At 74.1% G+C, this 13697-nt stretch carries 10 protein-coding genes; 6 read left to right on the top strand and 4 right to left on the bottom strand.

All coding sequences use genetic code 11. The features are described 5' to 3' along the window. Positions 1-11: 11 nt before the first annotated feature. On the top strand, positions 12-1073 hold the full coding sequence (locus AMK13_RS12345) for a DUF2332 domain-containing protein (protein WP_074002255.1): 1062 nt from the start codon (positions 12-14) through the stop codon (positions 1071-1073). A gap of 141 nt (positions 1074-1214) precedes the next feature. After that, complete coding sequence (locus tag AMK13_RS12340) at positions 1215-1973, top strand: MerR family transcriptional regulator (RefSeq protein WP_074002254.1); 759 nt, start codon at positions 1215-1217, stop codon at positions 1971-1973. Between the two features lie 138 nt (positions 1974-2111). Here AMK13_RS12340 and AMK13_RS12335 read toward each other — a convergent pair whose 3' ends face one another. Together AMK13_RS12335 and AMK13_RS12330 are read right to left on the bottom strand one after the other, a co-directional pair. Then, positions 2112-4511: an FtsX-like permease family protein gene (locus tag AMK13_RS12335; RefSeq protein ID WP_074002253.1), complete on the bottom strand. Its 2400-nt coding sequence runs from the start codon at positions 4509-4511 to the stop codon at positions 2112-2114. Next, positions 4508-5221, bottom strand: coding sequence for an ABC transporter ATP-binding protein (locus tag AMK13_RS12330; protein WP_241852853.1), 714 nt, complete (start codon positions 5219-5221; stop codon positions 4508-4510). The genes AMK13_RS12335 and AMK13_RS12330 overlap by 4 nt, the downstream gene beginning before the upstream one ends. Before the next feature lie 301 nt (positions 5222-5522). Between AMK13_RS12330 and AMK13_RS12325 the strand changes: the two genes are divergently transcribed. The 4 genes from AMK13_RS12325 to AMK13_RS12310 all read left to right on the top strand — a co-directional run bounded on the left by AMK13_RS12325 (position 5523) and on the right by AMK13_RS12310 (position 10027). After that, positions 5523-6971: a sensor histidine kinase gene (locus tag AMK13_RS12325; RefSeq protein ID WP_241852852.1), complete on the top strand. Its 1449-nt coding sequence runs from the start codon at positions 5523-5525 to the stop codon at positions 6969-6971. After that, positions 6923-7570, top strand: coding sequence for a response regulator (locus AMK13_RS12320; protein ID WP_049655241.1), 648 nt, complete (start codon positions 6923-6925; stop codon positions 7568-7570). Before AMK13_RS12325 ends, AMK13_RS12320 begins: the two co-directional genes overlap by 49 nt. A gap of 370 nt (positions 7571-7940) precedes the next feature. Then, positions 7941-8990 (top strand): isopenicillin N synthase family dioxygenase, encoded by a 1050-nt coding sequence (locus AMK13_RS12315; RefSeq protein ID WP_074002252.1) that lies wholly within the window; start codon positions 7941-7943, stop codon positions 8988-8990. A 257-nt stretch (positions 8991-9247) separates the two neighbouring features. Continuing rightward, positions 9248-10027: a MerR family transcriptional regulator gene (locus AMK13_RS12310; RefSeq protein WP_074002251.1), complete on the top strand. Its 780-nt coding sequence runs from the start codon at positions 9248-9250 to the stop codon at positions 10025-10027. Positions 10028-10113: 86 nt separating this feature from the next. On the opposite strand, the gene AMK13_RS12305 is transcribed toward AMK13_RS12310, so the two are convergent. Both AMK13_RS12305 and AMK13_RS12300 read right to left on the bottom strand, forming a co-directional pair. After that, on the bottom strand, positions 10114-12339 hold the full coding sequence (locus AMK13_RS12305; protein ID WP_074002250.1) for a 3-hydroxyacyl-CoA dehydrogenase NAD-binding domain-containing protein: 2226 nt from the start codon (positions 12337-12339) through the stop codon (positions 10114-10116). An 85-nt stretch (positions 12340-12424) separates the two neighbouring features. Further along, positions 12425-13639 carry an acetyl-CoA C-acetyltransferase gene (locus AMK13_RS12300; protein ID WP_074002249.1) on the bottom strand — a complete coding sequence of 405 codons (1215 nt, stop codon included), beginning with the start codon at positions 13637-13639 and terminating at the stop codon, positions 12425-12427. Between the last annotated feature and the right edge of the window lie 58 nt (positions 13640-13697).

Genomic DNA, 13697 nt, shown 5'->3' with positions numbered 1-13697 from the left:
ACCGGTGGGGGATGCGCGGCGACACGGAGGAGCTCTACCGGGCGTTCGCGGAGCGGGAGGCGCGCGGGAACTCGCCGATCTACCAGGAACTGGCCGAAGGCGTCGCCGGGGACGGGGAGTTGCGCGCACTGCTGGACGGGCTTCCGGCCGTGAAGCGGCAGCCGAACCTGCTGTTCGGCGCGGTCCGGCACCTGGGTGGGCCGGTGACGGAGGGCTGGCCGGCCTTCCGCGACTGGGCGGCGCAGCGGTGGGCCGAGGTCTCGGCGACGATGCTGGAGCGGCGGACGCAGACCAACGAGGCGGGCCGCTGCGCCACCCTGCTGCCGCTGCTGGCCGCGCTGCCGCAGCCGCTCGCCCTGATCGAGGTGGGCGCCTCGGCCGGGCTCTGCCTGTACCCGGACCGGTATCGGTACCGGTACCTGGCCGGGGACCGGGACAAGGACGGGCAGCGGGACGGGGACGGGCAGGGGGACGGGGACGGACATGAGCGTGGGGCCGGTGCCCCGGTCGCCGAGTTCGGCGCCGCCGCGAGCCCGGTGACGCTGGACTGCGTGGTGAGCGGGCCGGTGCCGCTCCCCGGCTCCCTGCGGGAACGGCTGCCCGAGGTGGTGTGGCGGGCCGGGATCGACCTCAATCCGTTGGACGTGCGGGCCGAGGAGGACATGCGCTGGCTGGAGTCGCTGGTCTGGCCCGAGCAGACCCATCGGCTGGAGCGGCTGCGCGGCGCCGTCCGGGTCGCCCGGGCCGAACCGCCGCTGCTGGTGCGCGGCGATCTCAACGCGACGGTACGGGAGTTGGTCGCGCGGGCCCCGGCGGGGGCGACGCCGGTGGTGTTCCACAGCGCGGTGCTCGCGTACCTGCCGCCGGAGGAGCGGGAGGAGTTCGCGGCGACGATGCGTGAGCTGCCCGGGCACTGGATCTCCAACGAGGCCGTCTCGGTGCTGCCGGCCGTCGCCCGACGCCTCCCCCGCCCGGCGGCCGTCGCCGGGTTGTTCGCGCTGGCCCTGGGCGAGCGGCCGGTGGCCTTCACCGGACCGCACGGGCAGTCCCTGGACTGGTTCGGCGAGGTCTGAGCGGCCGTACGACAACGTGCGGGCAGCGTGGAAGTCCCGGGCTTGAAGCTGCCGCAGCGGCAGCTTCTACCGTCATGACCAGGGCCGGAGAACCGGCCCTGGTCCACGCGAACGTGGGACGTGGAAACGAGGGAGGCAACCATGGCCTGGCCCATCGCCGAGGTGGCCCGGATGTCCGGTGTGACGGCCAGGACCCTGCGGCACTACGACGAGATCGGGCTGCTGCCCCCGGCCTGGATCGGCTCCAACGGCCACCGCTACTACGAGGAGCGGCAGCTGCTCCAGCTGCAACAGATCCTGGTACTGCGGGCGCTGGGCGTAGGGCTGACCGAGATCGCCCGGATCCTGAGCGATCAGGTGGACGAGCTGGAGGCCTTGCGGGGCCACCGTCGGCGGCTGGTCGCCGAGCGCGACCGGCTCGACGCCCTGGCCGCCACCGTTTCCCGCACGATCGCCGACCTGGAACGCTCCCAGAAGGACGGCACACCCATGACCATCAACCGCCCCGAGAACCTGTTCGAGGGCATCCAGCCCGACGACGTCGACGCGAGCCTGCGCGACTTCCCCGAGCACGCCGAGGCGGCCCGGCGCGCGACCGCCGCGATGACCCCGGCCGAGATCGAGGCCGGGCAGCGCGAGCGGACCGCCCGCATGATCCGCCTGGCGGAGCTGAAGGCGGCCGGCCACCCGGCCGACGCCGAGGCCGTGCAGACCACGGTCGAGGAGGAGTACCGGCTGCTCCACGACTTCCGGTCCGTCTCGACCGAGGAGTACCTGGCGATCGCCCGCTCCTGCACCGAGAACGAGCAGTGGAGCGCCGCGTACGAGGCCATCGCCCCGGGCCTGGCCGCTTACCAGCGTGCTGCCATGGAGGCGTACGCGGCGGCACGGCTGTCCTGAGCCGGGCCTGAGCCGGGCCTGATCGGACGGCCTGGGTCAGCCCTGCCCGGCCCGGCCCTGTCTGGGAGCCTTACGGGGGGTTCCCAGACGGGGCCGGGTACCGGGTTTTGTTTCCTCTCCTGGCCCTCCCCCGCGTCGTCACTCCGTCCGCAGCGCCGTGACCGTCCTGGTGCGGGCCGCCCAGGTGGCCGGGAGGGCGGCTCCGAGCAGGGCCAGCACCAGGCCGCCGAGTATCAGCGGCCCCACCACCGACGGGGCGAACACGGCGAGGTCGGCGTCCGGCACCCCGATTCCGGCGGCCCGTGCCATCGCGGGCATCACCCGGTGGTGCACCAGGATGCCGATCGGGACCCCGATCACCCCGGCCGCCAGCCCGCTGCCGCAGACCGAGGTGAGCACCATGCCGACGGTCTGCCGGGGTGACATCCCGAGCGCCTTGAGCACCCCGAGGTCGTGCACCCGCTCCCGGGTGTCCAGCAGCACGGTGTTGAGCACCCCGAGTCCCGCCACCACGGAGAGCAGCAGCGTGAGCGTGCCCGCCAGGGTGTTCATCGCCAGCACCACGATGCTGAGGTGCTCCTCTCCGGGGTCGGCGCTCAGGCCCAGCGGCTTCACGGCCTGGTCCAGCCCGTCGGCGTAGGACTGCGCATCGGTGCCCGGGGTGAGGTCGATGTGGAAGGTGAGCGCCTCGGCGTGGATCGCGCCGCCGAGCGGCGCCAGCGTGGACCGGTCCGTGAACACCAGGTCGTTGGTGGTCAGGACCTCGCCGGTGATCTTCGCCGGGGTGCTGTGTCCGTGGTCGGTGAGGGTGACGGTGTCACCGACCTTCGCCTGGGTGGCCCGCAGGGTGGCGGCGGCCACCACGACCTCTCCGGGGCCGTGGAACCAGCGGCCGGAGACCAGTTGGAAGCCGCTCCAGGAGGTATCGCCGCTGAACGCGACCACTTCGGAGCGCCCGGTGCTGCCGGCCAGGGCGACCGGGGTCGGGACGGTGCTGTACCAGGCCCGGGTGCCCGGGCGGGAGTCGACGGCCCTGGCCACGGCCGCCTCGTCCACGTGGTCGGCGGACGGCGCGGAGCCGTCGAACGGGGTCTGGACCACCACCTTGCCCGCGCGGTCGGCCGCCAGACCGTCCTGGATCGAGCCCAGCGAGAGCGTCAGGCCGACGCAGAGCGTGACCCCGACCGTGCCGAGCACCACGGCGGCCCCGGTGGTCGCCGAGCGGCCCGGCCGGTTGAGCGGGGAGGCCAGCCCGAGGCTGAGCGCCCGTGGCACCGGCAGCCGGCCGATCAGCTCCTGCGCCCGGGACACCGGGCCCACCGCTCCCGCCCCCGCCCCGCCGACCGTGCCGCGGGCGGCTGCCCGCTTGGCGCCCGGCGCCGTCCGGCCGACCGCGAGCGCCTCCACCGTCCGCAGCCGCCCGGCCCGCAGCGCCGGTACCAGCGCGGTGCCCGCCACCGCCCCCAGGGCCGCCACCGCGACCACGACGTCCACCCAGACCGGGATGCCGAGCAGCCCGCCGCGCAGGGCCTTGTGAGCCAGCCCGAGGACCGGTACGGACAGCAGGTTGCCGAGGAGCACACCGAGCGCCGTGCCGACCCCGGCGGGTATCAGCGCCTGGCCGACGTAGGCGCGCGCCACCTGGGCCGGGGTGAAGCCCAGGGACTTGAGGATGCCGATCCGCCGGGTGGCGGCGCTGACGGCGCCGCTGACCACGACTCCGATGATCAGCACCGACATGGCCAGGCCGAGCACCCCGAAGGCCGTGACGAACGGGACGAAGGTCGAGGCCGTCCGGTTCGCCTCCTCCTGGGCGGGCCGGTAGGAGGTGGCCCTGGCGAGCGCCCCGCCCGGGACCGCGGCGGCCAGTGCGGCACGGTCGGCCTCCACCTCGGCGTCGCCGCCGGCGTGGGCGAAGCGGTAGAGGTACTGGACGGAGGGCTCCGTTCCGGGCGCCGTCAGCCCGGCCACCTGCTCCGGGGCGACCCAGCCGTCCGCGCTCCAGGAGACCGAGGCCGCCAGGCCGACGACCTTGAGCATCGGATGCCCCGACAGCTCCGGGAACTCCATGCTGTCGCCGACCGCCAGCGGCGAGTGCCCGTCCAGGAACACCACCTCGCCGGGGCCGGCGACCCAGCGGCCTTTGGTGATCCGCAGGCCGTCCAGCGGGCCGTCCTGGGCACGGCCGACCAGCGTCATCGGCGGCAGCGGGCTCCCGGCCGGCGGGATCCGGGTATCGGGGCCGGAGCGCGGCTGGACGGCGACCGCCTGGTAGGGGCCGGCCGAGGCCGTCACGCCGGGCGCGTGGGCCGCCACGGCGAGCTGGGCGGGGCTCGCCCTGGCCTGGTCGTACAGCACGTTGAGGTGGGCGCCGCGCTGGTCGGTGAAAGAGCGCTGGTACGGGCCTTGGGCGGCGACCAGCAGCCCGAGCGCGAGGATGCACGCCGTCACGGACACCATCGTGGTGAGCACCATCACCAGGGTCTGCACCCGCCGGCGGCCGACCCCGGCGCGCACCACCTTGCCGAGCGCGCTCATCGGCCACCGCCCGGTGCCGGCACGGCCGCCGTGTCCCGGACCAGCCGGCCGTCGAGCAGTTCGATCGTCCGGTCGGCGCAGGCCTCCGCGAGCGCGGTGTCATGGGTGACCAGCAGGATCGTCTGGCCCTCCGCGTTGAGCCCGCGCAGCAGGTCGCGGACGTCGGCGGCCGAGGCGGTGTCCAGCGCCCCGGTGGGCTCGTCGGCCAGCAGCAGCGGCGGACGGTTCATCAGCGCCCGGGCGACCGCGACCCGCTGGCGCTCCCCGCCGGAGAGCCGGCCGGGGAAGGCCTTGGCGTGCCGGGCCACCCCCAGCCGCTCCAGCAGCTCCCCGCCCCGGGCCCGCGCCTGCTCCCGCCGCATCCCGGCCAGCTGGGCCGGGAGCAGCACGTTGTCCTCCGCGGTCAGGTCGTCCAGCAGGTTGAAGAACTGGAACACCATGCCGATCCGCGCCCGCCGGTACTCGGCCAGCGCGGCCTCGCCGAGCCGGTGCACGGCGACGCCGTCCACCTCCACCTCGCCCTCGCTCGGGCGGTCGAGGCCGGCGATCAGGTTCAGCAGGGTGGACTTGCCGCTGCCCGAACGGCCGAGCACGGCCAGTGCCTCTCCGGCCCGGACCTCCAGGTCGAGCCCGGCCAGGGCGGGACGGGCGGCGTCGGATCGGTCGTACGTCTTGCTGACGCCGCGGATCCGGATGATCGGCGCGTTCACGGGCCCTCCACTGTTCGGCGTCCGGCCCCGGGAAGCCCGGGCCGGCTGACGGAACATCACGCTACGAATCGGCGGCGGGGTGCCGACAGCCGTCTGGACGGCCTCTGCGGGGTGTATCCAGATACACCCCGAACTGGGTGTTCAGGCCTAGAGCACCAGGGGCCCCGGCCGGGCAGACTGACCCAGCGAAAGATCGGAACCGGGGTCCGCGGGGCCCCGGAACGACAGCTTCGGAACCGCGGCTTCAGGCCGCGGCACCGCGGCCTCCGGGCGGGGCCGCGCAAGGGAGAGGGGGCGCGTCATGGACGCGGGAGTGCTGAACGGACTGGCCCTGCGGGTCGGCCGGGCGTGTGCGGACGGGGTGCGCGCCTGGTACGCGGTGACGCTGGCCGTGACGGGGTTCCTCGCGCTGCTGGCGGGGCCGGTCCTGCTGGCCACCGCGCTGTTCGGTCCGGACGAGCCCGGGGGCTTCACCCCGGGCGGGCCGCTGATCCTGGCGGTGCCGATGGCACCGGTCGCCCTGTGGGCGCTCTGCTGGGCCACCGGGGGCGGCGGCCGGGCGGTCGGCGCCGCACTGTTCGCTCCGGGGACGATAGCGCTGATGGCGGCCCACCTCTACGGCGGTGCGGCGCCGGGCGGCCGGTCCGGTTCGGTCTGGCTGGCGCCCGCACTGCTGGTGCTCGGGCTGTTCGGCGCCCGCTGGATCGCGACGGAGAGCAGGCGCACCGTCGGGAAGTGGAGCGGGCGGCCGATACCGGTGCCGTACCGCCGGCCGGTCCGCGCCGGGGCCTGGCCGCGGCTGCGGGCCGGCGGCTGGCTCACCGACCCGGCGACCTGGCGGGACTTCGCCTGGACGCTGCTCACCGGCGCCACCGTGCTGCTCACCGCCGCGATCGTCGTACTGACCCCGGTCGCCCTGGAGGTCTTCGGCCGGAACGGACCGTTCTTCGCCCTGGGCGTCGTCTACTCGATGGGCCTGACCATCGCCCCGTTGGCCGTCCTGTGGGCCGCCCCGCCGGCCCTGCGGATCCACGAGAAGGCCGCCCGGGCCCTGCTCGGGCCCTCCCGCCGGGCCGAGCTGGCCCGCCAGGTCAGCCATCTCGCGCGGACCAGGGCGGACACCATCGACGCCGGCGCGGCCGAGCTGCGCCGGATCGAGCGGGACCTGCACGACGGGGCGCAGGCCCGGCTGGTCGCACTGGGCATGCTGCTGACCGTGGCCGAGCAGCTGAAGGACGACCCGGACGCCCTCGGGCCGCTGCTGGCCGAGGCCCGGCTGTCCTCGGTGAAGGCGCTGGGCGAGCTGCGGGACCTGGTCCGCGGGATCCACCCCCCGGTGCTCGCCGACCGCGGCCTGGCCGACGCGGTGCGGGCGACGGCGCTGGACCTGCCGCTGCCGGTCGGCTTCACCGGCGGCCTGCCCGGCCGGGCGCCCGCCCCGGTGGAGTCGGCCGCCTACTTCGCGGTGACGGAGCTGCTGGCCAACGTGGTGAAGCACGCCGGGGCCTCGCGGGTGTGGATCGAGATAGGGCACAGTGACGGGCTGCTGCGGATATCGGTCACCGACGACGGGCGCGGCGGCGCCGAGCCGTCCCGGGGGACCGGCCTCAGCGGAACCGAACGCCGACTGGCCGCCTTCGACGGGGTGCTCGCGATCAGCAGCCCGCCCGGTGGGCCGACCATCGTGAACCTGGAGATCCCGTGCGCGTTGTCATCGCCGAAGACCTCTTCCTCCTCCGGGACGGACTGACCCGGCTGCTGGAGGCCAACGGCATGAAGGTCACCGCGGCGGTGGAGGACGGCGAGCAGCTGCTCGCCGCGGTGGCCGCGGACCGGCCCGACATCGCCGTGGTGGACGTCCGGCTGCCGCCGAGCTTCACCGACGAGGGCCTGCGGGCGGCGCTGGCGGCCCGTCAGGCCCACCCGGGCCTGCCCGTCCTGGTGCTGTCGCAGTTCGTGGAGCAGCTGTACGCCCGCGAGCTGCTGGCCGGCAGCACCGGCGGGATCGGCTACCTGCTCAAGGACCGGGTGATGGACGGCACCCAGTTCATCGACGCCGTACGGCGGGTCGCCCAGGGCGGCACCGCGATGGATCCGGAGGTGATCACCCGGCTGCTCACCCACAACTCCTCGGCCGGCCCGGTCTCCACGCTCTCCCCGCGCGAGCGGCAGGTGCTCGGACTGATGGCGGAGGGCCGGTCCAATGCGGCGATCGCCCAGCAGCTGGTGATCACCGAGCGGGCCGTCGCCAAGCACACCGCGTCGATCTTCGTCCGGCTCGACCTCCAGCCCTCCGATGACGACAACCGCCGGGTCCTGGCCGTCCTGGCCTACCTCAACAACTCCTGAACGACTCCCGAACGACTCCCGAAAGGAGCCGCCACCGCCCGCACTCCGGCGCCACCGCCCCACAACTTGATAGATCACCGACAAATAGCGAGTGGCCCTCCGCTGCAGGGGGCTCGCCTGCCGCAGAACGGGTCAATTAGGCTGGTGGGGTGCTCATCCTTGTTCGCCGCCGCCACGTGGACCTGCTCCGCGTGACGACCATGTCCTGTCGACGCTCCGGCTGAACCTCGCGCCACCCACCCTCAACGGCGACCCCTGCCCGGCCGCCACCACCTCCCGGCCCCGGAGCACCCGCCGCACCAGGCACAGCTCCGGCCGCCCCCGGTCGACCACCGGGACCAGCCGGGACGAGACCCAGCGGATGTCACACATGACGCAGCAGTACACGCCCATATCCGAGACCGGCACCGGCACCGGCTCCCCCTCGGCGGACGCCCTCCCGGTGGTCGACCTCTCGCTCGCCGACGGCAGCCCGGACGACCGCCGCCGCCTGCACGACGAGCTCCGCGCCGCGGCCACCGGCGTCGGGTTCTTCCAGCTGGTCGGCCACGGCGTCACCCCGGAGGAGACGGCCGCGCTCGCCCAGGCCATGCGCGCCTTCTTCGCCCTCCCCGAGGCCGACCGGCTCGCCGTGAGCAACCTCAACTCCCCCCACTACCGGGGCTACACCCGCACCGGCGACGAGCGCACCGGCGGCAGCCAGGACTGGCGCGACCAGCTGGACATCGGCGCCGAGCTGCCCCCGCACGTCCCCGGCAGCGGCGAGCCCCCGTACTGGTGGCTGGAGGGGCCCAACCAGTGGCCCGAGGCCCTCCCCGAGCTGCGCACCGCCGCGCTCGGCTGGATCGACCACCTCGGCGCGGTCGCCCGCCGCCTGCTGCACGAACTCCTCGCCGCGATCGGCGCCCGCCCCGACTTCTACGACGAGGCCTTCGCCGGCCATCCCCACCTGCGCCTCAAGCTGGTCCGCTACCCCGGCACCGCCCCGGACGGCGCCGGCCAGGGCGTCGGCGCCCACAAGGACTACGGCTTCATCACCCTGCTGCTGCAGGACACCGTCGGCGGCCTCCAGGTCGAGCGCGCGGACGGCACCTTCCTCGAGGTCCCGCCGCTCGACGGCGCCTTCGTCGTCAACCTCGGCGAGCTGCTGGAGGTGGCCACGGACGGTTACCTCAAGGCCACCAACCACCGCGTGGTGAGCCCGGTCGGCGCCCGCGAGCGCTTCTCGGTGCCGTTCTTCTACAACCCGCGCCTCGACGCCCATATCGAGCCGCTGGACTTCCCGCTCGCCCACCACGCCCCCGGCGCCACCGCCGACCCGGCCAACCCGCTCTTCGCCGACTTCGGCCTCAACGAGTGGAAGGGCTACACCAGGGCCCACCCCGAGGTCACCCGCCGCCACCACGCCGCCCTCGCCTGACCCCCCGGGCCACCGCAACCCCGACGCCGCAACCCCGACGCCCCTGCCCGCAACCCCGACGCCCCTGCCCGAAGCCGGTCCCCCGGCGGACGGCCGGGGCGTCGGCGTCAGCGCCCCCACGCGTCCGCACGCGCCCGCACTCCCGCACACCCCCGCCGCTCGCCTGCCGCCCGCCGCCCGCATCGGTGGACCGGCCCGCCCACCACTGTCACACTGCTGCTGTCACAGCAGGAGTGTGCCAGCGCGGGAGGCGGCGGATGGGGGAGCACGGCGGGGTGGGGGGCGGAGTGCGGCTGACGGTGGACGAGCTGGCGGCGCGGGCCGGGGTGACGGTGCGGACGGTGCGGTTCTACGGGACGAAGGGGCTGCTGCCGCCGCCGGAGCTGGGGCCGCGGCGGGTGGGTCTGTACGGGGCGGCGCACCTGGACCGGCTGGAGCTGATCGAGGAGTTGCAGCGGCAGGGCCTGACGCTGGCCGCGATCGAGCGGTACCTGGCGCGGTTGCCGGAGGACAGTACGCCGCTGGACCTGGCGATCCACCGTGCGCTGGTGGCGTCGTGGACGCCGGAGACCCCGGAGGAGGTCACCCGGGCGCAGCTGGAGCGGCGGGCCGGGCGGGGTCTGACGGAGGGGCAGGTCGAGCGGCTCGCCGCGATGGGGGCGCTGGAGCGGACGCGGGATCCGGAGGTGTTCCGGGTGGATCCCGGGCTGCTGCCGCTGGGCGTGCGGATCCTGGACGTGCCGATCCCGCTGGAGACGCTGCTGGCCGCCCGGGCCGTGGTGCTGGAGCACAGCCGGGCGACGGCACGGGAGTTGCAGCGGCTGTTCCGCGAGACGGTGTGGAAGCCGTACCGGGAGAGCGAGCCCGCGCCCGCCGAGCTGGCCCGGATGCGGGCGCTGACGGACCACATCCAGCCGATGGTGGCGCAGGCGCTGGTCACGGCCTTCCAGCGCTCGCTCCGGGAGGAACTCGGCGAGGAGCTGAGCCGGGAGTCGGACCAGGAATCGGGCCTGGAGTCGGGCCTGGAACCCGGGTGAGGCCGTACGGGCCACGGCCTCACCCAAGTCCGAGCAGGTCAGCAGGTCAGCAGATCGGTAGGCCGGTAGGCCAGCAGGCCGACCGGTCAGTCCGTGAAGGTCCGCCCCTCGGCCGCGACCCGCTCCAGCAGCGCCGGCGGCGCGAACCGCTCGCCGTACGCGGCGGCGAGTTCGCGGGCGCGGGCCGCGAAGCCGGCCGGGCCGCCCTCGTACCCGTTGATGTACTGGAACACGCCGCCCGTCCAGGCCGGGAAGCCGATGCCGAGGATCGAGCCCACGTTGGCGTCGGCGACCGAGGTCAGCACGCCCTCCTCCAGGCAGCGCACCGAGTCCAGCGCCTCGCTGAACAGCATCCGCTCCTTGAGGTCCTCGAACGAAACGTCACCCGGAGCACCAGCGGGAGCGCCACCCGAGGCATCCGCGGCAGCACCGGCCGGAGCACCGGAGAAGTGCTCCAGCAGCCCCGGCCAGAGCCGCCCGCGCCTGCCGTCCTCGCCGTACTCGTAGAAGCCAGCGCCGCCGCTGCGCCCCGGGCGGCCGAACTCGTCGACCATCCGGTCGACCACCGCGTCGGCCGGGTGCGGCGTCCAGCTGCCGCCGACGGCCTCCACCGAGCGCCGGTACTCGTCGCGGATCTTGCGCGGCAGGGTGAGGGTCAGCTCGTCCATCAGGGAGAGCACCTTGGCGGGGTAGCCGGCCTGGGCGGCGGCCTGCTCGATGCTGGACGGGTGGATGCCCTCGCCGACCATGGCGACGCCCTCGTTGAGGAACTGGCCGATCACCCGCGAGGTGAAGAAGCCGCGGGAGTCGTTGACCACGATCGGGGTGCGGTCGATCTGCCGGACCAGGTCGAAGGCGCGGGCCAGCGCCTCGTCGCCGGTGCGCGGGCCGCGGATGATCTCGACCAGGCGCATCTTGTCGACCGGCGAGAAGAAGTGCAGCCCGATGAAGTCGCCCTGGCGCTCGACGCCTTCGGCGAGCAGGCCGATCGGCAGGGTGGACGTGTTGGAGCAGAGCAGCGTGTCGGGGCCGACCACGCCCTCGATCTCCTGGAACACCTTGTGCTTGAGCTCGGTGTTCTCGAAGACCGCCTCGATCACCACGTCGCAGCCGGCCAGGTCGGCGGCCTCGGCGGTGGGGGTGATCCGGGCCAGCAGCTCGTCGCGGTCGGCCTCGGTGGAGCGCCCGCGCGCGACGGCCTTGTTCAACAGCCCCTCGGAGTAGGCCTTTCCGCGCTCGGCGGCCTCGATGCCGACGTCCTTGAGCACGACCTCGATGCCGGCCTTGGCGCAGGCGTAGGCGATGCCCGCGCCCATCATCCCGGCGCCGAGCACCGCGACCTTGCGGACCGGCCGCTTCTCCACGCCCTTCGGGCGCCCGGCGCCGGAGTTGACCGCCTGCATGTCGAAGAACAGCGCCTGGATCATGTTCTTGCTGGTCTGCCCGCAGGCCAGCTCGGTGAAGTAGCGGGCCTCGATCGTCATCGCGGTGTCGACGTCCACCTGGGCGCTCTCCACCGCGGCGGCCAGGACGTTGCGCGGGGCCGGGTAGGGCGCGCCGTTGAGCTGCTTGCGCAGGTTGGCCGGGAAAGCGGGCAGGTTGGCGGCGAAGGCCGGGGTGGCCGGGGTGCCGCCGGGGATCTTGTAGCCCTTGACGTCCCAGGGCTGGACGGCGGTCGGGTTGGCCTCGATCCAGGCCTTCGCGCGGGCGGTCAACTCCTCCGGGGTGTCGACCAGTTCGTGCACCAGTCCGTGCTCCAGCGCCTGCGCCGGGCGGTACTGGCGGCCCTGGAGGAGGAACTTCAGCAGGGCGTCGGTGATGCCGAACAGCCGGACCGTACGGACCACTCCGCCGCCGCCCGGCAGCAGGCCGAGGGTGACCTCGGGCAGGCCGATCCGGCTGGCCGGGGTGTCGAGCGCGATCCGGTGGTGGCAGGCGAGGGCGAGCTCCAGGCCGCCGCCGAGCGCACTGCCGTTGACGGCGGCGACGACCGGCTTGCCGAGGGTCTCCAGGGTGCGCAGCGCGCGCTTGATCCGCATCGACTTCTCGAAGACGGCCTCGGCGTCCTCGGGTCGGGCGGCGGAGAGCATCCGCAGGTCTCCCCCGGCGAAGAAGGTCTTCTTGCCGGAGGCGATCACCACGCCGCGCAGCGCGTCCGCGGCGGCCAGGGCGGCGAGCCGCCCGACGACGGTCTCGAAGTCGGCGGTGAAGGCCTCGTTCATGGTGTTGACGGACTGGGTGGGGTCGTCGAGGACGAGGGTGACCACGCCGTCCTGGTCCTGCTCCCAGCGGATGGTGGTGGTGTCGCTCATCAAGTTCTCCAGGTCTACCGGTCTGCAGAGGGAGGTACCACGCGCAGCGTGTCCAACGAAGGGAGGCGGCGGGCGACGCGTGGGCTCAGATGCGCTCGACGATGGTGGCGATGCCCATGCCGCCGCCCACGCAGAGGGTGATCAGGCCGTACCGCAGGTCGCGCCGCTCCAGTTCGTCGACCACGGTGCCGAGCAGCATCGCGCCGGTGGCGCCGAGCGGGTGGCCGAGCGCGATCGCGCCGCCGTTGACGTTCACCTGGTCGTGGCGGAAGCCGAGTTCGCGGATGAAGCGGAGCGCGACCGCGGCGAAGGCCTCGTTGATCTCGACCAGGTCGATGTCAGCGGCGGTGAGCCCGGCCTTGGCGAGCGCCTTGCGGGTGGCCGGGGCGGGGCCGGTGAGCATGATGGTCGGCTCGGAGCCGGAGACGGCGGCGGAGACGATCCGGGCGCGCGGGCGCAGCCCGTACCGCTCGCCGACCTCGCGGTTGCCGATGGCCACCAGTGCGGCGCCGTCCACGATGCCGGAGGAGTTGCCCGCGTGGTGGACGTGGTCGATGGCCTCGACCCAGTGGTACTTCTGGAGGGCGACGGCGTCGAAGCCGCCGGCCTCGCCGATGCCGGCGAAGGACGGCTTGAGGCCGGCCAGGGTCTCGACGGTGGTGCCGGGGCGGATGAACTCGTCGCGCTCCAGCACGACCAGGCCGTTGCGGTCGCGCACCGGGACGACCGAGCGGTCGAACAGGCCGTCCGCCTGGGCCTTGGCGGCGCGGGCCTGGGACTCGGCGGCGAAGGCGTCCACGTCGGTGCGGGAGAAGCCCTCGATGGTGGCGATGAGGTCGGCGCCGATGCCCTGCGGGGCGAAATCGGTCTCGTACGCGGTCATCGGGTCGGCGAACCAGGCGCCGCCGTCGGAGGCCATCTTCACCCGGGACATCGACTCCACGCCGCCGGCCAGGACCAGGTCCTCCCAGCCGGAACGGACCTTGGCGGCGGCCAGGTTGACGGCTTCCAGGCCGGAGGCGCAGAAGCGGTTCTCCTGGACGCCGGCGACGGTGTCGGGCAGGCCGGCCGCGATGGCCGCGATCCGGGCGATGTCGGAGCCCTGGTCGCCGACCGGGCTGACCACGCCGAGCACGATGTCGTCGATCGCGGCCGGGTCCAACCCGGGGTAGCGGCCGCGCAGTTCGTGGATCAGGCCGACGACCAGGTCGATCGGCTTGGTGCCGTGCAGCGAGCCGGTGGCCTTGCCCCGGCCGCGCGGGGTGCGGATCGCGTCGTAGACGTACGCTTCGGTGGTCACGGTGGGAACGCCTTTCAGCGGGTTTTCGGGGCGGGGGGCTTGTTCGGGGCGGGGACTC

Origin of the sequence: Streptomyces sp. CB02056 (assembly GCF_001905545.1) — a bacterium.
Classification (GTDB): Bacteria; Actinomycetota; Actinomycetes; order Streptomycetales; family Streptomycetaceae; genus Kitasatospora.
This window is presented reverse-complemented; position numbering and strand designations above follow the sequence as displayed.

What these genes read in the sequence shown, in the direction of transcription:
- AMK13_RS12345 (WP_074002255.1), top strand. Translation starts at nt 12, where the DNA reads ATGCGCGGCGACACGGAGGAGCTCTACCGGGCGTTCGCGGAGCGGGAG.
- AMK13_RS12340 (WP_074002254.1), top strand. Translation starts at nt 1,215, where the DNA reads ATGGCCTGGCCCATCGCCGAGGTGGCCCGGATGTCCGGTGTGACGGCC.
- AMK13_RS12335 (WP_074002253.1), bottom strand. Translation starts at nt 4,511, where the DNA reads ATGAGCGCGCTCGGCAAGGTGGTGCGCGCCGGGGTCGGCCGCCGGCGG.
- AMK13_RS12325 (WP_241852852.1), top strand. Translation starts at nt 5,523, where the DNA reads ATGGACGCGGGAGTGCTGAACGGACTGGCCCTGCGGGTCGGCCGGGCG.
- AMK13_RS12315 (WP_074002252.1), top strand. Translation starts at nt 7,941, where the DNA reads ATGACGCAGCAGTACACGCCCATATCCGAGACCGGCACCGGCACCGGC.
- AMK13_RS12310 (WP_074002251.1), top strand. Translation starts at nt 9,248, where the DNA reads ATGGGGGAGCACGGCGGGGTGGGGGGCGGAGTGCGGCTGACGGTGGAC.
- AMK13_RS12305 (WP_074002250.1), bottom strand. Translation starts at nt 12,339, where the DNA reads ATGAGCGACACCACCACCATCCGCTGGGAGCAGGACCAGGACGGCGTG.